Source organism: Bacteroidota bacterium (assembly GCA_019637975.1).
In the GTDB taxonomy this organism is placed as follows: Bacteria; Bacteroidota; Ignavibacteria; order UBA10030; family UBA6906; genus CAADGV01.
Map to the genome: position 1 here is coordinate 1 of JAHBUR010000039.1, position 16,887 is coordinate 16,887.

Here is a 16,887-nt window from a genome sequence, read left to right on the forward strand (position 1 = left end):
TGCATCGAACTACTACATTCGCAACACCATGAGAGATGCCCGAACGCCGAATATTGTTACCACCGTTCTCGGCGACTATCGAAGCTTTGACACGCTGGGTGAAGTGGTTGTTGTGCTTACGGCTGGACTCTGTTGTACTCTCATCTTGAGGAGACGGAAGGAATGACCCACTTTTCCGAAAGTCCGATTATTGTTGTTGTGGGAAGACTCATCGCTCCGTTTATTCAGTTGTTCGGATTGTATGTCATTGTTCACGGGCACTACGGTCCGGGCGGCGGATTTCAAGGGGGCGCCATGCTTGCCGCGAGCTTTTTGCTTATTCGATTATGTGTCGGAGAGGAAGCATCGCAGATGCATTTCAAACGTTCGCTTGGTGCGCCTGTTGGAATCCTCGGTGCTGCGGTGTTTTTCGGAATCGGGCTGGTCGCCATGGGGGTGGGGGGGTATTTCCTGGACTACAGTCTTCTTCCGTTTCAGGATGTTGCCGCGTCGAAACTCCGTTTTTTCGGAATTCTCGTTGTAGAGATTGGTATTGGCATTGCAGTGGCGGCGACACTTGTCGCAATCTTCGATGAACTCATGGGAGGGGCGGACAATGGCTGAGTTTTTCCTGTCCTACTACGCGTATTGGTTTATCTTTGCGTTGACGGTGGTGGGCCTGTACGGGATGCTGGTGAAAAAGAATCTTGTCAAGAAACTCATCGGTATGACGATCTTTCAAACTTCCGTCATTGTGTTTTTTGTTGCCAGCGCGAGCAAGTGGAATGCAACAATTCCCGTCATCGATCCCGAAATCGGTGCCGATCCGTCGGGCTATATCAATCCCATTCCACATACCCTCATGCTGACGGCAATTGTAGTCGGTGTCGCTACCATAGGGCTTGCTTTGGCTCTTCTCATGAGCATCTACCGCAGGTATCATACTCTTGATGAGCCACATTTGCTGCAACGGATGAAATGATTGAACACAACCTCCCGGTTCTTGTCCCGCTGATATTGCTGCTCGGCGCCCTTTCGGTATCCGTGTTCGGATCATGGAAGCGTGCCTTGGCATTTCCGCTGGCGCTTGCGTCGGTGGCTGCCGCGCTTGTGGTCGCAGTGCTCGGCGTGCGACAGACCATCATCGTGGGAACAGTCCGGTACTATCTCGGCGGATGGGTCGCGCCCATCGGCATTGAGTATGTACTGGATCCGTTGTCCGCGTTCATGATGACTGTGGTGCTGACAGTGGCGGTTCTTGTGTTCGTTCATGCGCGTACAGTTGTGGCGGCGGAGCTGCCGGGCAGGGCTATTCCTTTTTACTCGGTTGCATTATTGTTGTTAACCGGGTTCAGCGGCATTGTGATGGCGGGTGACTTGTTCAACCTGTACGTGTTTCTCGAAATCAGCTCGCTTGCCGGGTACGCGCTCATTGCCGTGGGAGAAAAGCCGTCACCCGTTGCAGCGTTCCGGTATTTGCTGGTCGGCACTATCGGCGCATCGTTCTACCTGCTCGGCGTCGGGTTCATCTATATCATGACCGGATCGTTGAACATCGCGGATCTCACGAAAATATTGCCTGCTGTTGTCAGCGAGGCTCCGGTGGTTGCCGGTTTGATTCTGATGGTTGTCGGATTGGCAATCAAGATGGCACTCTTTCCGCTTCACGGATGGTTGCCCGATGCATACACGTATGCTCCATCTTCAAGCTCCGCCCTCATCGCGCCCATCGGAACAAAAATCGGGGCCTACGTGTTGCTGCGGATTCTTTTCTTCACGTTCGAACCGGGTACCGTTCGTGATACGCTTCCCGTCGCAGACATTATTCTCTGGCTTTCGTTGGGCGGAATCCTCTTCGGCTCCGTCATGGCCATCGCACAAAAAGAACTGAAGCGCATGCTGGCATATAGCAGCGTTGCGCAGATCGGGTATATCGGACTCGGCATCGGACTTGCCAATCCGCTGGGGCTCGTCGGGGCTGTTCTGCACGTTCTGAATCACGCGTTCATGAAGGGGGGACTCTTCCTTGTCGCGGGAAACCTTCGCCTGCAGATTGGCCATTCAACGATTCCCGCATTTGATGATTCTCTTCGCAAGGCAATGCCGTGGACGATGGCAGCGTTTGCCCTCTTTTCTTTGTCGATGATAGGCATTCCCCCTACAGCCGGATTCTTCAGCAAGTGGTATCTTGTGTTGGCGGGATTTGAGAATTCCAATTGGATTGCCATTGTTGTCATTCTTGCCAGCAGCTTGCTGAACGCCGTGTACTTCTTCAGAGTGTTGGAGAAGGTCTACTTGAGGAGTAACAAGAAGGGCGAGGAAACCGATATCCACCTTCCTCGCAAGGAAGTGAACTTCTCGATGCTCGCGCCAACGGTAGTACTTGCTGCGGGACTTCTGGTGTTGGGCGTATTGAATGCAGTGATTGTCACGGAGATTATTGTCTTGATGATTCCATCCGGTTTGTAACACAATGATCGAGCAATACACATCACTCATACCATTCTATGCTGTGGCAGTCTCGCTGGCGATTGTGCCGCTCATTCTTCTCAGCTCACGGTGGCCGAACATACGTGAAGGCTGGACTCTTGCCGCATCAGTTGTGAAGTTCGGCCTCGTTCTCTCGATGCTTCCTGATGCTCTTGCCAACAAGGCAGCAAGCATAGAGATTCTTGAGATTTCGCCGAATATCAACCTCGCATTGAAAGCCGATCCATTGGGCGTGTTCTTCGCCCTCATTGCATCGGGGCTGTGGGTATTCACGTCTTTCTATTCAATCGGATATGTCCGGGGATTGGACGAACACAAACAGACTCGCTACTTTGCGAGTTTTGCTGTTTGCCTCTCCGCAACGATAGGGATTGCCTTTTCCGCCAATCTCCTGACATTTCTCATCTTTTATGAAATCCTGACCATAGCAACATATCCCCTCGTCATCCACAAAGAAACGCCGGTTGCCATCAGCGCAGGACGGAAATACCTCGTTTACACTCTCACGGCCGGAGTTGTGTTGATTGCTGCGTTAGCGTGGACGTACCAGTTGAAGGGAAGCTTCGATTTTGTTCCGGGCGGATTGTTGGACGGCGTTGATGTGCCTCAAGGGACGATGACAATGCTGTTTGTGCTGTTCCTGTGCGGTGTTGGAGTGAAAGCGGGAATTATGCCGCTGCACAGTTGGCTTCCGGCAGCAATGGCCGCCCCGACGCCGGTGAGCGCATTGCTGCACGCTGTTGCCGTTGTGAAATCGGGCGTGTTCGGCGTGATGCGTGTTGTCGGATTTGTGTTTGGTCCCGGCGTGATGATGAAGTTCGGTTTGAATGATATCCTGCTCGCATTCGCCGGCGGAACAATCCTGATTGCGTCAATTCTCGCTTTGCGTGAAGATAATCTCAAACGGCGGCTCGCCTATTCAACCGTCGGGCACTTGTCGTACATCGTTCTCGGGGCAGCGTTGCTTTCACCGGGAGGTTTCACCGGCGGCCTTCTGCACACTGCCACGCACGCAACTATGAAGATCACGCTGTTCTTCTGCGCAGGCGCAATCTATGTGAATGTTCACAAAGAGAACATCAGTGAGTTGGATGGAATTGGAAAGGCCATGCCCTGGACGATGGCAGCATTCACAATTGGCGCGCTGGGACTTGCAGGGATACCTCCGGTGAACGGCTTTTCCAGTAAATGGCTGCTCGCCGGCGGCGCGCTGGAGGCGGGGGATACGATTGCGTTGACTATTCTCCTCGTCAGCGGATTGCTGAATGCGGGATACTTTTTTCCGATTATCTACCGGGCGTTCTTCAAACCCTCCGCACAGTTTGACAAGTATGGCGAAGCATCGTTGCTGATGGTTGTGCCTATTGTGGTGACCGGAACCCTTTCGATTCTCTTCGGCATATGGCCGAATCTCTTTCTTCGCTTCTATGATCTTTCCTCCATGATTGCCATGAGTGTATTCGGAGGATTTCACAGATGAAGCGATGGCATTGGATTACGATTTCCTTGCTGACATTAGCATCGCTGGTTGTTGAATTCACCATCGAGCACGGGGAACATTGGTGGAGTTCAATTCCGGCATTTTACATACTCTTTGGATTTGCGGGCTGTACGGCGATTATCTTCGTTGCAAAAACGCTCGGGAAATTGTTTCTGCAACGAGAGGAGGATTACTACGATGTGGAGTGACCTCTTCACGGTACCGGCTCTCCCGATGCTGTTAGGCGCGGCAATCCTTCCGCTGCTGCCAAAGAGTCTCCGCTCAACAGCATTTCTTTTCTTTCCCCTCGCTTCTTTGGTGGTTGTGTGGATGTTGCCCGACGGATCGCTGGTCACTGGCAAATTTATGCAATATACTCTTGTTCTGTGTCAGGTCGATCAACTGAGCCGCGTATTCGGAATCATCTTCGCGTTTATCGCTTTTGCAGGCGGTATCTATTCTCTTCATATCAACGAAACAGGTCAGCAGGTTGCGGCGTTGTTGTATGCCGGCTGTGCAGTCGGAATTACATTCGCGGGTGATCTTCTTACACTTGTGATGTTCTGGGAACTCATGGCGATCGCGTCGGCGTATCTCGTGTGGGCGAGAAGGAATGCCGATTCCGGGCGTGCAGGTATGCGCTATCTTCTTGTCCATCTTTTTGGAGGAAGCCTGTTGCTCGCCGGAATTCTGCTGCATAGTGCCGACACCGGATCGCTTGACATCGTTCGTTTGACAGAACACGGAACGATTGCTTCGTGGCTGATTCTTTCCGGCGTTGCATTGAACGCCGCGGTTCCTCCGCTTCATGCCTGGCTGGCGGATGCCTATCCTCGTGCCACCGTGACGGGAGCCGTGTTTCTCAGCGCCTTCACAACGAAATCCGCCGTGTACGTACTCGCACGCATGTTTCCGGGAATGGAGATTCTCCTCATCTTTGGTGTGATCATGACACTGTACGGTGTTGTGTTTGCCGTGCTTGCCAACGACATTCGCGAAGTGCTTGCCTATCACATCATCAGCCAGGTGGGGTACATGGTGGCGGGCGTCGGCATCGGAACCGAAATGGCGTTGAACGGGGCCGTTGCGCACGCGTACAGTCACATTCTGTACAAGGCGTTGTTGTTCATGGGGGCGGGAGTTGTCCTTCACACAACCGGTACAAGCAAATTCTCCGGCCTCGGTGGCCTGGCAAAATCCCAACCTCTGACGTTGTGGCTGTTCATGGTCGGGGCGTTCTCTATTTCGGGATTTCCGCTCTTCAACGGGTTCATCAGCAAGTCCATGATTGTCAGTGCGGCAGGCGAAGCACATTTGGATACGCCAATGCTGCTTCTTATGCTCGCATCGGTAGGTACGTTTCTCTCAATTGGGTTGAAGATTCCTGCATTGACCTGGTTTGGCGCTGATCGTGATATCCCTGTTACAAAGCCGCCTGTGAATATGCACGTGGGGATGGCCGTTGTCGCAATGTTGTGTTTCGTCTACGGGGTAGCTCCCTCACTACTATACAACATGCTCCCATATACAGTTACGTATGAGCCGTATACCGCCTATCATCTTATGGAAACTGTCCAGATTCTCCTGTTCACATTTGTTGCCTTCTGGATGTTGAAGTCGAAGTTCGTCAGCCATCCAACAATTACACTTGATACTGATTGGTTCTACAGAACACCTGCCGCCGTAATTCGAAGACTTATTGTTGATAGTCCCGGTCGTGGTTTTGATTGGGTTGAAGAGAACGTCCTGATTGGCGTGAAGTACATTGCCAATCGAGCCCGCAACCCGATATTCTTCTCCCGTAATCTTCAGGCCCCTGATGCAGACTTTGACCCTGACGTGTATCGTCCTCCTGCAGAGGTGCTGATAGCGCTTGTGTTGCTGGGCGTAGTTGTGTTGTTTGGAGTGATTGTACTTCTGTAGTTCACGAATGATGACAACGGTCATGTTGGGAGTTGCTTTGTATCTTTGTCCGACTTTTCATAATTTTCGTGCGTCACTTCGACAAGAATGCTTTGCATCACCAGCCGGTCGGCTGACAATTCCTTGATTGACAACGATTCCTGAAAATTGACAATGGATCTCTCCCAGTTACTTCACGACACACTTGCCATCGGGCCGATATCCCTCGTAACTCTCGCAGGGCTTGTTGTCCTGACAATAGAAGCGCTTCACAACAAAACAGAGGATATCAACTGCTGGGTTTCGATTGCAGGTCTGGCTGCGGCCCTGATTGTGTCGCTGGTGCAGTTGCCGGCAACCGGAACTGCATTTTCGGATATGATTGCCACAGGGGGGTATGCGTCTTTCTTTTCCGCCGTATTCGCAGTGGCCGGTTTGCTCACTGTCATGCTTTCGAAATCATACATCAAGAAACAAGGCATTGAACACGGAGAATACTATGCCATTCTCCTGTTTGCGATTGTCGGGATGATGTTGATGGCGGCGGCAACAGATTTGGTGACGCTGTTTCTCGGACTCGAACTCATGTCCCTCTCATTCTATATTTTGGCCGGATTCGTCCGTCGTCGAAACGAAAGTAATGAAGCGGCCCTGAAATATTTTCTGCTTGGAGCGTTCGCCACGGGATTTCTTCTGTACGGAATTGCGCTGTTATACGGCTCGGTTGGGACGACACACATTCCCTCCATCGTCGGTAGGGCCGGCATGCTCGCAAACTCCATGATGTTCCTTATCGGCTGCGGATTACTGCTGATCGGCTTTGCGTTCAAGATTGCTGCTGTGCCGTTTCATATGTGGGTTCCCGATGTGTACGAAGGGTCGCCGACAACGGTCAGCGGCTTCATGTCGACGGGCGGCAAGGCTGCGGCCTTTGCCGCTGTTCTTGTTGTGTTCGCGCCTGCACTTGTTCGCGGCGTTGAACCGGTACGCGATGTCTTGGCAGTACTTGCGGCGCTCTCGATGATTGTCGGAAATGTTATTGCCATTGCCCAAACGAGCATCAAGCGCATGCTTGCGTATTCGAGCATTGCTCATGCCGGATATATTCTTGTTGGCGTCATTGCGGCAAACAGCTACGGGGCGCAGGGAGTCTTGTTTTATCTTGTTGCCTACACGATGATGAATGTCGGCGCTTTTGGAATTCTCTCCTATCTCGAATCGGAAGACGGCAAGAACGTCTCGTTCGACGACTATCGCGGGTTGTCGGCCACTCGTCCGGCGCTTGCGCTGCTTATGGGTGTATTCATGTTCTCGCTGACCGGCATTCCGCCGTTCGCCGGATTCTTCGGCAAGTACTATGTCTTTGCGGGAGCCGTTCAAGCCGGATACACGTGGCTTGCCATTCTCGGGGTTCTCATGAGTGTGATCTCGGCATACTACTATCTCCGCCTTGTTGTGCTGATGTATTTCACCGAGGGGGAAAAAAGCATTCCCGTTCTTGCAGTCCCGGAATCACGTCTGGGCATGACGGCATTGGTTCTTTCGGCAATTGCACTGCTCGGCTTCGGCATCTATCCCTCCGCTGTTCTGAATTTCATCTCGCACTTCTTTTAGGCACGCGAATGCAGCTCCTTGCGACGGCTGAACAAATGCAGCAATGCGATCGTTCAGCCATCATGAAGTATTCTCTTCCGGGCATCGTCTTGATGGAGAATGCAGGGCGCGCATGCGTTGACGTGTTGCTTCAGGAGGTGGAGGCAAGGAATCTGACGCCTCCGGAGAATCATTGGATCGTGGTCCTATGCGGAAAAGGAAACAATGGGGGGGATGGCTTTGTGATTGCCCGGCATCTTGCGAATCGGGGTTACAAGGTTCATGTCGTTTTGCTGGCAAAGAGGAGGGAGGTGAAGGGAGATGCAAAGACGAACCTTGACGTTTTGTTGAAGATGGTGACTTCGAACTGGATGCCGCTTACGTTCGTGGAAGTGTCGAAGGCACAACAACTGTTGAGGTTGCCCTCATCCTCTGTGATCGTCGATGCGATATTCGGGACGGGTTTTGCGGGAGAGGTGAAAGGACTTTATCGTGCTGCGATCAAATGGATAAACAGTCAACGCGCATTCATAGCTTCGGTGGATATTCCTTCAGGAGTGAATGCGACGTCGGGAGTTGTCGAGGGTATAGCCGTGAGGGCCGATCTGACTGTGACAATGGGTCTTGCAAAAATTGGACATTACGTTGGCGCCGGACGTGATCATTCCGGCATGGTACGGATTGTTGACATCAGTATTCCGGAATTCATCTTCCGGCAGGCTGAAATCTCTACGCATCGTGTTGAATTGTCTGATGTTCGCGGAAGCCTGCCGCAGCGCCCGCTCACAGCGCACAAATACTCGGTCGGGAAAGTCCTTGTTGTTGCCGGCTCACGCAATCTGACCGGCGCTCCGTTTATGACTGCAACGGCTGCGATGAACACAGGCGCGGGTGGGGTGATGCTGGCCATCCCGAAATCTATCCATCTAACTCTCGCCCGTAAATCCACCGAAGTTATGTTCACGCCGCTGGCCGAGACTGAAGAGGGGACGATTTCTATGCAGGCCATCGAGGGACTCAATAAGCAAATCCAGTGGGCTGATGTTGTTGCACTGGGACCGGGATTGTCGCAAAACCCAGAAACACGCACGCTCGTCCATCACTTGGTCAGAAACATTGACAAGCCTCTTATCCTCGATGCTGACGGAATCGGGATGATGGCATACGACATTTCCCTTCTCAAAAAAAGAAAGTACGAGACCATTCTCACCCCGCATGTCGGCGAGTTGCGACTTCTGACAAAGCTCTCCGGTGAAGATATCGAACAGCAACGCGTTGACGTTGCCCGAACCCAGGCAAAAGGGCTCAACAGCATCGTTGTTTTGAAGGGTTCTCCGACGGTGACTGCCATTCGCGACGGTAGTGTGTTTCTAAATTCAACCGGGAATCCGGGAATGGCAACCGCCGGATCAGGAGATGTTCTTACCGGGATTATCGCATCGCTTCGTGCTCAAGGGGCCAACGCAGATATTGCCGCGTACGCCGGAGTGTATCTTCATGGACTGGCGGGTGACAGAGCAGCGGCGAAGTTCGGCGCCCGAAGCATCATGGCAATGGATATTCTGGATTGCATTCCGGAGGCGTTGCGGTTGATTGAGACGGCATGATAGAACGGCTGAAGCAGAATCGTTTCTTGTGGTACCAGGGGCCGATGATTGCATGGGCTCTTGCACTGTTTGTGCAATCGTCGATTCCCGGAGATTTCATCCCGAAAGAAGGAATCTTCACACAAGACAAACTGATTCATTTCGTCATCTACGTTCTCTTTGCCATTTCGGTTCACAGGGCAATTCGTTATCAGGACAAGTTCCCGTTTCTTGCACGACATCATTACGTGTTCACGATTCTCATCGTTTCGCTATACGGAATTTCTGATGAGTTTCATCAATCATTCGTTCCCAACAGAAGCGGCCGCATGAATGACTGGCTTGCCGATACACTCGGAGGTATCGTCTACGTCGGGTTTCATTGGCTCCGGGCGAGGTCGATAGGCATCCGTTGAGCTTCATTGCTTTTCCTTGCATGTTTGAGTAACTTGAGACAGTTTATTGCATTTCACGCTGCTACATACTGACGGTGCGGCCCGGGCAGGCATCATAAAGACCGAAAGGGGTGATATTCCGACCCCTATTTTCATGCCGGTTGGGACGCAAGGCACCGTGAAAGCTGTGGAACAGCGTGAACTTGATGAACTGGGCGCACAGATTATTCTTGGTAACACGTATCATCTGTATTTGCGGCCGGGCGTCGAGTTGATTCAGAAGGCTGGCGGACTGCACAAGTTCATGAATTGGAGCAAACCGATTCTGACGGACAGCGGTGGATATCAGGTGTTCAGCCTGTCGGAATTGAGGGGATTGGATGAGGATGGAGTAACATTCAAATCGCATCATGACGGATCGTTGCACAAGTTCACTCCCGAGAACGTTGTAGAGATTCAGCGGGGGCTCGGCTCTGACTTCATGATGGTGTTGGATGAATGTACGCCATATCCGTGTGATGAGGATTATGCCCGTGCATCAAACGAGATGACGGTGCGGTGGGCCGGACGATGCAAAAACAGGTTCTCGCAGACAGAAGCTTTGTACGGTGTCGATCAGGCTCTGTTTGCGATTGTTCAGGGCTCGACGTACCCGGCAATTCGTGAAGCCTCCGCGCATGTGCTGGTGGAGATGGATTTTGAAGGATACGCAATTGGCGGGCTTTCAGTCGGCGAACCTGCAGAAGAAATGTACAGGATTACTGAATTATGTACGTCGATTCTCCCGCAAAAGAAACCCCGATACTTGATGGGAGTTGGTACGCCGGAGAATATTCTGGAGGGCATTGGGCGCGGTATTGATATGTTCGACTGCGTTATGCCGACACGCAACGGGAGGAACGGATTGTTCTTCACGCGAAACGGAAGACTCAATATAAAGAATGCGCGATATGCGGATGATTTCCGCCCAATTGATAAACGCTGCAAATGTTACGGCTGCAGGAATTTCACGCGTGCGTACATTCGCCATCTTGTGAGATCAAAAGAGATACTGGCGCTGCAATTGGCGTCGATTCATAATCTGACGTTTTATCTGTGGCTTGTCCGGACTGCGCGTGAGGCGATTGTTGCGAATCGCTTCGCAGGATGGAAAGCCGAACAACTCAAGCAACTCTCCGCAGAAACAGCGGAGTGAACTCTTTAACATATCAAAACAGAATCAGGAGGAAATGTTGAGCTTTTTGACGTTCATATTGATGGCACCACCACCGGGAGAAGGCGGAGGAGGCGGTGGTCTGTTCAGCACGCTGATCATGTTCGGGTCGATCATTGCGATCTTCTGGTTCATGATTTTGCGGCCCCAGCAGAAGAAACAGAAGCAACATCAACAATTGATTGAAGCCTTGAAAAAAGGCGACAAGGTTATCATGACGGGCGGCATTCATGGAACAGTAGCGGGCATTGACGAAAAATCACTGCTGGTTCAGGTTGCAGACAACGTGAAGATAAAGTTCGAAAAGGGCGCCATCGCATCTGTTGTGCGTGAAGGCGAAGCTGTCGAAAAAAAGTAGGCGCAGGAAGAGGATTGTATGCGATCACAGCAGGGCCGCAAGCTCGGTATCAACACCATCGAAGAAGCGATACACGACATTGCACACGGAAAAATCATCATCGTGGTGGATGATGATGATCGTGAAAACGAGGGAGATTTTGTCTGCGCTGCCGAGTTTGCTGACGCAACCGTGATTAATTTCATGGCAACAAACGGCAGAGGGATTATCTGTACACCCCTGCTCCCCGACCGCACGAAAGAACTTGGTCTCGATATGATGGTCGAGACGAACACTTCGCTGCACGAAACGTCGTTCACCGTTTCGATCGACTATATTCATGGAACCACCACCGGTGTATCGGCCCCTGATCGTGCAGCGACGGTGAGGGCGCTTATCAATCCCAGGACCAAGCCCGGCGACCTTGCACGCCCCGGGCATATCTTTCCGCTGCGGGCGATGGAAGGAGGAGTTCTACGTCGAGCCGGCCACACTGAAGCCGTTGTTGATCTCTGCAAACTTGCCGGTTTATACCCGGCAGGGGTTCTGTGCGAGATTCTGAAAGAAGACGGGACGATGGCCCGCCTTCCGGAATTGATGAAGATTGCTGAGAAGCACCATCTTAAAATTGTCACGGTTCGAGATCTGATCGAATACCGGATGACTAAGGAAAAGCTCGTTCAGAAACTTGCCGAGACCCTTCTTCCGACCAAATACGGGTCGTTCATGATTCATATGTATCGAAGCGAGACGGACAGCAAGGAACACATTGCCCTTACAAAAGGGGAGATTGTCCCCGACAAGCCCGTACTCGTGCGAGTTCACTCCGAATGTTTGACGGGGGATTTGTTCGGCTCGATGCGCTGCGACTGTAATGAGCAGCTCATTTCAGCGCTGCGAATGGTTGAAAAAGCAGGCAGCGGTGTTGTGTTGTACATGAGGCAAGAGGGGAGAGGTATCGGGTTGCTGAACAAACTGAGGGCGTACAAACTGCAAGATGACGGTCTCGATACTGTCGAGGCGAACGAGAAGTTGGGCTTCCGGGCTGACCTTCGGGACTATGGTATTGGAGCCCAAATACTGCGCGACCTGGGAGTCACCAAAATCCGCCTTCTTACAAACAATCCAAAAAAAGTGGTTGGTCTGCATGGTTACGGCCTTGATATCGTGGAGCGGGTGCCCCTCGAAATGGATCCGAACGATCACAACGAAAGGTATCTTAAGACCAAAAGGGACAAGCTGGGCCATTTGATTCTTGTTGACCCGAAAATGAAGGCCAAATAAGTCGATAGCGAGCACAAGCAATTTTTCCCTTGCTTTTTTCGGTTGGATTCGTTACCTAATACCAGCCGATAAGGTGGTTAGCCACCATCCACACAAGTGGATGATGGCTATTTATTTTGTTCAGAATTCAATGTTGGAGATGTACATGTCCGATTCGATCTATTTGACGCGTGAACGCTTGGTGGAACTCGAACAAGAATTGCGAGAGTTGAAAACTAACGGCAGAAAGCGAATGGCAAATGTCATTGCCGAAGCTCGCGGGCATGGCGACCTTTCCGAAAATGCTGAATACGAGGCGGCAAAAGAGGAACAGCAGCATCTCGAACTCAAGATTCAGAAGCTGGAGATGACTCTGTCCAAGGCCACGATGATCGATGCAAAAGATCTTCCCAACGATAAGATCTACATCTTGAGCAAAGTAAAGCTGAGAGATTTGAAGACAGACGACCTGTTCGAATATCTTCTTGTTGCGCCGGAAGAGGCCAATTTTGAGGCAAACAAAATCTCCGTAACATCGCCAATTGGAAAGGCCCTGCTTGGAAGAAAAAAGGGGGACGCGGTAGATATAAGTGTTCCGGCAGGTATGCTCAAATACCAAATCGTGGATATCAACCGATAGTAATAGCATTTTGCTGATTTCCGAACCCTGTCCACGAATGTGGCGGGGTTTTTTATTGCCGATGCCTGGGGTTCGTGCCCTTGACTTTGAAGAGTATCAAACGTATATTTTTTGCAAATCGCATTGGTATCATTCAAGCACTCAGCTTTGTTCGTTGACATCCGGTAGTTGCACGCAAAGAGGCAGTTGCGTATATTGATGCACCAATGCGGGAATAGCTCAGTTGGTAGAGCGCAACCTTGCCAAGGTTGATGTCGCGGGTTCGAGTCCCGTTTCCCGCTCTGTCCCAATTCGTTGGGACAACTTGGACACTCAGTAATCGCGCTGATTGTCTGAAAAATACACTTCCTCTTTAAAGTGGCCCCGCCGCCCCAAATCCCACCAGGTGGCGGGGTTTTGTTTGTCTGCGGAAGTGCTCGAGGATGTGACCTCATGTGGGTTGAGTTGAATGATCCGGCCCCGTACCGCACCCGCCGCAGGCGGGCAAGAGTGGTAAGGGAGAGTCGAGTGTTCTACGTATATGTACTACGGAGTTTGCGAGACGGAAAGCATTATACTGGCTCCACGGTGAACATAACGAAACGGCTGGGTGAACACAATGCGGGTAAGACGGAGTCAACAAGAAGGCGGCGTCCATTTGTTCTGGTCTATCACGAGGAATACCTGACCAGAGAAGAGGCTGAGAGAAGAGAGAGATTCTTGAAGAGTGGGAAAGGTAGGCAAGAGCTGAAGGAGATATTGAACGGCGCCGTACCCAAGTGGTAAGGGAGAGGTCTGCAAAACCTTTATGCCGCGGTTCGAATCCGCGCGGCGCCTCAAATGAATTTCCGCCTGACGCCGTCAGGTTTCATGCCGGGGTGGCGGAATTGGTAGACGCACAGGACTTAAAATCCTGAGGGTCGCAAGGCCCGTGCCGGTTCAAGTCCGGCCCTCGGTACATAATTCTATACTCGGAACAACCTAAGCTGGTTTCAATGTAACGGTAGCGGGCGGTTAGCTCAGTTGGTTAGAGCGCTACCTTGACATGGTAGAGGTCACAGGTTCGACTCCTGTATCGCCCACATGATGATCGTCCCGCCGATAAGGCCCCGGGACGATTTTCGTTTCTGTACGTACATGCAATGAAAGCGCCGTCCGAGGTTCTGGCGGACATAAGATATCTATGGCAAATCAAATCCACATTACATTCCCCGACGGGGCGGTTCGCTCGTATGACAAGGGCGTAACCGGACAGCAAATCGCCGAGAGCATCAGTGCCGGATTGGCAAAGGCTGTGCTTGCCATTTCCGTCAATGGTGAGGTTGTTGACTTGTTCCGCCCAATCGAGCATGATGCGGCAATCAAGCTGCATAAGTGGGAAGATGATGAAGCGAAACGAACCTACTGGCACAGTTCGGCCCATCTGATGGCTGAAGCCGTTGAGACTCTCTTTCCGGGCACCAAGTTTGGCATCGGACCACCCATTGAAAACGGCTTCTACTACGATATTGATATGGGGGATCACTCGTTGACCGCAGGTGATCTGGTCGAGATTGAGAAGAAGATGGCCGAGTTCTCAAAGCGGGATGTCCCCTACAAACGGGAAGTGATTTCGTGGGATGATGCCGTCGCGTACTTCACGAAAAAGAATGATCCGTACAAACTCGAGTTACTTGATGGACTAAAAGGGGAGCAGATCACCTTCTACCTTCAGGGCAGCTTCACCGACCTTTGCTTCGGACCTCATATCCCGTCAACGGGAAGAATCAAGGCGATCAAGCTTCTTAGTGTGGCCGGGGCGTATTGGAGAGGAAGCGAAAAAAACAAGATGCTTCAACGCATCTATGGCATCACCTTTCCCAACCAGAAGGAACTGGATGAGTATCTGTTCCGGCTCGAAGAAGCGAAGCGACGTGACCATCGGAAGATCGGTCAGGAGTTGGAATTGTTTCTCCTTACTCCGAAAGTCGGGGGCGGACTTCCAATTTGGATGCCGAAAGGAACAATCGTCAGGGAAACGCTGGAGAATTTCCTGCGTGATGAACAGCGGAAACGGGGCTACCTGCCGGTTGTGACACCGCATATCGGCAATCTCAATCTCTACAAAACCAGCGGGCACTATCCCTACTATAAGGATAGCCAGTTCGCCCCTATTGTGGTGGAGGATGAAGAGTACCTGCTAAAGCCGATGAACTGTCCTCATCATCACCAAATCTACATGGCTAAGCCGCGCAGTCACCGCGATTTGCCATTGCGGATTGCCGAATTCGGGACTGTGTACCGGTATGAACAATCCGGCGAGCTGAACGGGCTGACTCGCGTACGGTCGTTCACTGTGGACGACTCGCATATGTACGTCAGACCCGATCAACTTAAAGACGAATTATGTGATGTGATCGAGTTGATTCAGCTTGTTTTCGATACCCTCGGGTTCAAGGATTTCAAGACGAGGCTCTCGTTCCGCGACCCGAAAAACAAGGAAAAATACGGCGGCGAAGACTCCATGTGGGAACGTTCAGAGAAGGAAATCAAGGAAGCGGCTGACTTAAAGAAGCTAAATTACTATATTGGGATTGGTGAAGCTGCGTTCTACGGTCCCAAGATCGACTTCATGGTTCAAGATTCGTTGCGACGAACTTGGCAACTTGGAACAGTTCAGGTGGATTATGTTATGCCGGAACGCTTCGGGCTTGAATACGTCGGCAGCGATGGCCAGAAACATCGCCCTGTGATTATACACCGGGCGCCGTTCGGTTCCCTTGAGCGATTCATCGGCGTGCTGATTGAACACTATGCCGGCGATTTTCCTCTTTGGCTTGCGCCGGTGCAGGCGGTGATTCTTCCGATAACTGACGCGCATGTTGAGTATGCCCGCAGCATCGAGAAGGAATATGCCGCGAACGGTATTCGTGTGGAGTTGGATGATAGGAATGAGAAGATCGGTTACAAAATCCGTGAGTGGGAGACCAAGAAAGTGCCCTACATGCTCGTCGTTGGCGAGAAGGAGAAATTAGCCAATGCCGTTGCGGTTCGTCAGCACAAGAAAGGGGATATCGGTTCAATGAAACGGGAAGAATTTCTCCGTACAGCGAAAGAAGAAATCGACAACAAAACAATTCACTGGTAAAGAATAACAAAAGAAGAGGCCTCCCATCGCCAAAGAAAAAATTCGCGTGAACGAGGATATTCGCGCAACGCAAATCAGGGTGATTGATGATCGCGGCGCTCAACTCGGAGTCATGTCGCCCCGTGATGCAATCCAGATTGCGCGTGAGCGTGATGCCGATTTGGTGGAAATCGTACCCAACGCCAATCCGCCCGTCTGCAAAGTGATCAACTTCGGTAAGTTCAAATACGAACTTGCAAAAAAGGACAAGATTCAGAAAAAACACCAGCACGTATCGTTGCTCAAGGAACTCCGGTTCCACCCGAACACCGACACGCATGATTTTGATTTCAAGGTACGTCACGCGATCAATTTTCTCAAAGACGGCCACAAAGTGAAGGCAAGCGTCGTTTTCAAAGGCAGGGAGATTACCTACAAAGAGAAGGGTGAAGATCTGCTTACGCGGTTTTCGGAACGTGTAAGCGAGTTCTCAAAAGTAGACCAGGCCCCGCATATGGAAGGCCGCAGCATGATTGCAATCTTCGCTCCTGAGCGGAAGAAAGCCTCAAAGGCCGATGACACATCAAGCAAGCAGGGTGCTTCAGAAAACAAGAAACAGAATTTGAAACCGGAACAAGCATCATAAAGGAAATTCCTCAATGCCAAAAATGAAAACCAAGAGTGCCGCAAAGAAGCGGTTCACGGTAACAGGAACAGGAAAAGTGAAGCGTGCAACCGCCTACCGCAGCCATATTCTCACATCGAAATCAAGGAAGCGCAAGCGCAAACTTCGCCTCGGCGGACTCGTCGCAAAACAGGACGAGAAGCAGGTGAAGACAATGCTTGCTATGTAACATCAAGACTGTAATTCACGTCCCGCCGAAGGCGGGAGTATTTATCAACTACACAAAGGACAAGAGCAAC

General features: G+C 51.4%; 17 protein-coding genes and 4 tRNA genes. All 21 read left to right on the plus strand.

Annotated elements, in window-relative coordinates; genetic code table 11:
* The first annotated feature begins 162 nt into the window (after positions 1-162).
* The 21 genes from KF749_16270 to rpmI all read left to right on the plus strand — a co-directional run bounded on the left by KF749_16270 (position 163) and on the right by rpmI (position 16,817).
* Entirely contained in the window at positions 163-603 is a 441-nt protein-coding gene (locus KF749_16270) for a sodium:proton antiporter (GenBank protein ID MBX2992711.1), read from the plus strand.
* Positions 596-961: a cation:proton antiporter subunit C gene (locus KF749_16275; GenBank protein ID MBX2992712.1), complete on the plus strand. Its 366-nt coding sequence runs from the start codon at positions 596-598 to the stop codon at positions 959-961. Before KF749_16270 ends, KF749_16275 begins: the two co-directional genes overlap by 8 nt.
* Positions 958-2,448: a monovalent cation/H+ antiporter subunit D family protein gene (locus tag KF749_16280; GenBank protein MBX2992713.1), complete on the plus strand. Its 1,491-nt coding sequence runs from the start codon at positions 958-960 to the stop codon at positions 2,446-2,448. The genes KF749_16275 and KF749_16280 overlap by 4 nt, the downstream gene beginning before the upstream one ends.
* A gap of 4 nt (positions 2,449-2,452) precedes the next feature.
* The gene (locus tag KF749_16285) at positions 2,453-3,949 is read left to right on the plus strand and encodes a monovalent cation/H+ antiporter subunit D family protein (GenBank protein MBX2992714.1); all 1,497 of its coding nucleotides are present in this window, start codon (positions 2,453-2,455) and stop codon (positions 3,947-3,949) included.
* The gene (locus KF749_16290) at positions 3,946-4,158 is read left to right on the plus strand and encodes a hypothetical protein (GenBank protein ID MBX2992715.1); all 213 of its coding nucleotides are present in this window, start codon (positions 3,946-3,948) and stop codon (positions 4,156-4,158) included. The genes KF749_16285 and KF749_16290 overlap by 4 nt, the downstream gene beginning before the upstream one ends.
* Entirely contained in the window at positions 4,148-5,872 is a 1,725-nt protein-coding gene (locus KF749_16295) for a Na(+)/H(+) antiporter subunit D (protein MBX2992716.1), read from the plus strand. The genes KF749_16290 and KF749_16295 overlap by 11 nt, the downstream gene beginning before the upstream one ends.
* A 153-nt stretch (positions 5,873-6,025) precedes the next feature.
* Positions 6,026-7,465 carry an NADH-quinone oxidoreductase subunit N gene (locus tag KF749_16300; protein ID MBX2992717.1) on the plus strand — a complete coding sequence of 480 codons (1,440 nt, stop codon included), beginning with the start codon at positions 6,026-6,028 and terminating at the stop codon, positions 7,463-7,465.
* An 8-nt stretch (positions 7,466-7,473) separates the two neighbouring features.
* Positions 7,474-9,051, plus strand: coding sequence for an NAD(P)H-hydrate dehydratase (locus KF749_16305; protein MBX2992718.1), 1,578 nt, complete (start codon positions 7,474-7,476; stop codon positions 9,049-9,051).
* Complete coding sequence (locus KF749_16310; GenBank protein ID MBX2992719.1) at positions 9,048-9,446, plus strand: VanZ family protein; 399 nt, start codon at positions 9,048-9,050, stop codon at positions 9,444-9,446. Before KF749_16305 ends, KF749_16310 begins: the two co-directional genes overlap by 4 nt.
* Positions 9,447-9,492: 46 nt before the next feature.
* The gene (tgt, locus tag KF749_16315; GenBank protein ID MBX2992720.1) at positions 9,493-10,620 is read left to right on the plus strand and encodes a tRNA guanosine(34) transglycosylase Tgt; all 1,128 of its coding nucleotides are present in this window, start codon (positions 9,493-9,495) and stop codon (positions 10,618-10,620) included.
* Positions 10,621-10,654: 34 nt separating this feature from the next.
* Positions 10,655-10,996, plus strand: a complete 342-nt coding sequence (gene yajC / locus KF749_16320) for a preprotein translocase subunit YajC (protein ID MBX2992721.1) — start codon at positions 10,655-10,657, stop codon at positions 10,994-10,996.
* An 18-nt stretch (positions 10,997-11,014) separates the two neighbouring features.
* On the plus strand, positions 11,015-12,259 hold the full coding sequence (locus tag KF749_16325; protein MBX2992722.1) for a bifunctional 3,4-dihydroxy-2-butanone-4-phosphate synthase/GTP cyclohydrolase II: 1,245 nt from the start codon (positions 11,015-11,017) through the stop codon (positions 12,257-12,259).
* 145 nt (positions 12,260-12,404) lie between these two features.
* Complete coding sequence (gene greA, locus KF749_16330) at positions 12,405-12,878, plus strand: transcription elongation factor GreA (GenBank protein ID MBX2992723.1); 474 nt, start codon at positions 12,405-12,407, stop codon at positions 12,876-12,878.
* Positions 12,879-13,086: 208 nt separating this feature from the next.
* Positions 13,087-13,159, plus strand: a tRNA-Gly gene (locus tag KF749_16335).
* A gap of 226 nt (positions 13,160-13,385) precedes the next feature.
* Positions 13,386-13,643 (plus strand): GIY-YIG nuclease family protein, encoded by a 258-nt coding sequence (locus KF749_16340; protein ID MBX2992724.1) that lies wholly within the window; start codon positions 13,386-13,388, stop codon positions 13,641-13,643.
* Positions 13,623-13,694: transfer RNA gene (locus tag KF749_16345), tRNA-Cys, on the plus strand. The genes KF749_16340 and KF749_16345 overlap by 21 nt, the downstream gene beginning before the upstream one ends.
* Before the next feature lie 35 nt (positions 13,695-13,729).
* Positions 13,730-13,815, plus strand: a tRNA-Leu gene (locus KF749_16350).
* Positions 13,816-13,865: 50 nt separating this feature from the next.
* Positions 13,866-13,939: transfer RNA gene (locus KF749_16355), tRNA-Val, on the plus strand.
* 101 nt (positions 13,940-14,040) lie between these two features.
* Complete coding sequence (thrS, locus tag KF749_16360; protein ID MBX2992725.1) at positions 14,041-15,984, plus strand: threonine--tRNA ligase; 1,944 nt, start codon at positions 14,041-14,043, stop codon at positions 15,982-15,984.
* Between the two features lie 46 nt (positions 15,985-16,030).
* Positions 16,031-16,609 carry a translation initiation factor IF-3 gene (infC, locus tag KF749_16365; protein MBX2992726.1) on the plus strand — a complete coding sequence of 193 codons (579 nt, stop codon included), beginning with the start codon at positions 16,031-16,033 and terminating at the stop codon, positions 16,607-16,609.
* Positions 16,610-16,622: 13 nt separating this feature from the next.
* Positions 16,623-16,817, plus strand: coding sequence for a 50S ribosomal protein L35 (gene rpmI, locus KF749_16370; protein ID MBX2992727.1), 195 nt, complete (start codon positions 16,623-16,625; stop codon positions 16,815-16,817).
* Positions 16,818-16,887 lie beyond the last annotated feature (70 nt).

Coding starts and splice junctions, on each gene's coding strand:
- KF749_16305 (MBX2992718.1), top strand. CDS start 7,474: ATGCAGCTCCTTGCGACGGCTGAACAAATGCAGCAATGCGATCGTTCA.
- thrS (MBX2992725.1), top strand. CDS start 14,041: ATGGCAAATCAAATCCACATTACATTCCCCGACGGGGCGGTTCGCTCG.
- KF749_16285 (MBX2992714.1), top strand. CDS start 2,453: ATGATCGAGCAATACACATCACTCATACCATTCTATGCTGTGGCAGTC.
- KF749_16275 (MBX2992712.1), top strand. CDS start 596: ATGGCTGAGTTTTTCCTGTCCTACTACGCGTATTGGTTTATCTTTGCG.
- KF749_16300 (MBX2992717.1), top strand. CDS start 6,026: ATGGATCTCTCCCAGTTACTTCACGACACACTTGCCATCGGGCCGATA.
- KF749_16290 (MBX2992715.1), top strand. CDS start 3,946: ATGAAGCGATGGCATTGGATTACGATTTCCTTGCTGACATTAGCATCG.
- KF749_16310 (MBX2992719.1), top strand. CDS start 9,048: ATGATAGAACGGCTGAAGCAGAATCGTTTCTTGTGGTACCAGGGGCCG.
- KF749_16270 (MBX2992711.1), top strand. CDS start 163: ATGACCCACTTTTCCGAAAGTCCGATTATTGTTGTTGTGGGAAGACTC.
- KF749_16280 (MBX2992713.1), top strand. CDS start 958: ATGATTGAACACAACCTCCCGGTTCTTGTCCCGCTGATATTGCTGCTC.
- KF749_16295 (MBX2992716.1), top strand. CDS start 4,148: ATGTGGAGTGACCTCTTCACGGTACCGGCTCTCCCGATGCTGTTAGGC.
- yajC (MBX2992721.1), top strand. CDS start 10,655: ATGTTGAGCTTTTTGACGTTCATATTGATGGCACCACCACCGGGAGAA.
- rpmI (MBX2992727.1), top strand. CDS start 16,623: ATGCCAAAAATGAAAACCAAGAGTGCCGCAAAGAAGCGGTTCACGGTA.
- greA (MBX2992723.1), top strand. CDS start 12,405: ATGTCCGATTCGATCTATTTGACGCGTGAACGCTTGGTGGAACTCGAA.
- KF749_16325 (MBX2992722.1), top strand. CDS start 11,015: ATGCGATCACAGCAGGGCCGCAAGCTCGGTATCAACACCATCGAAGAA.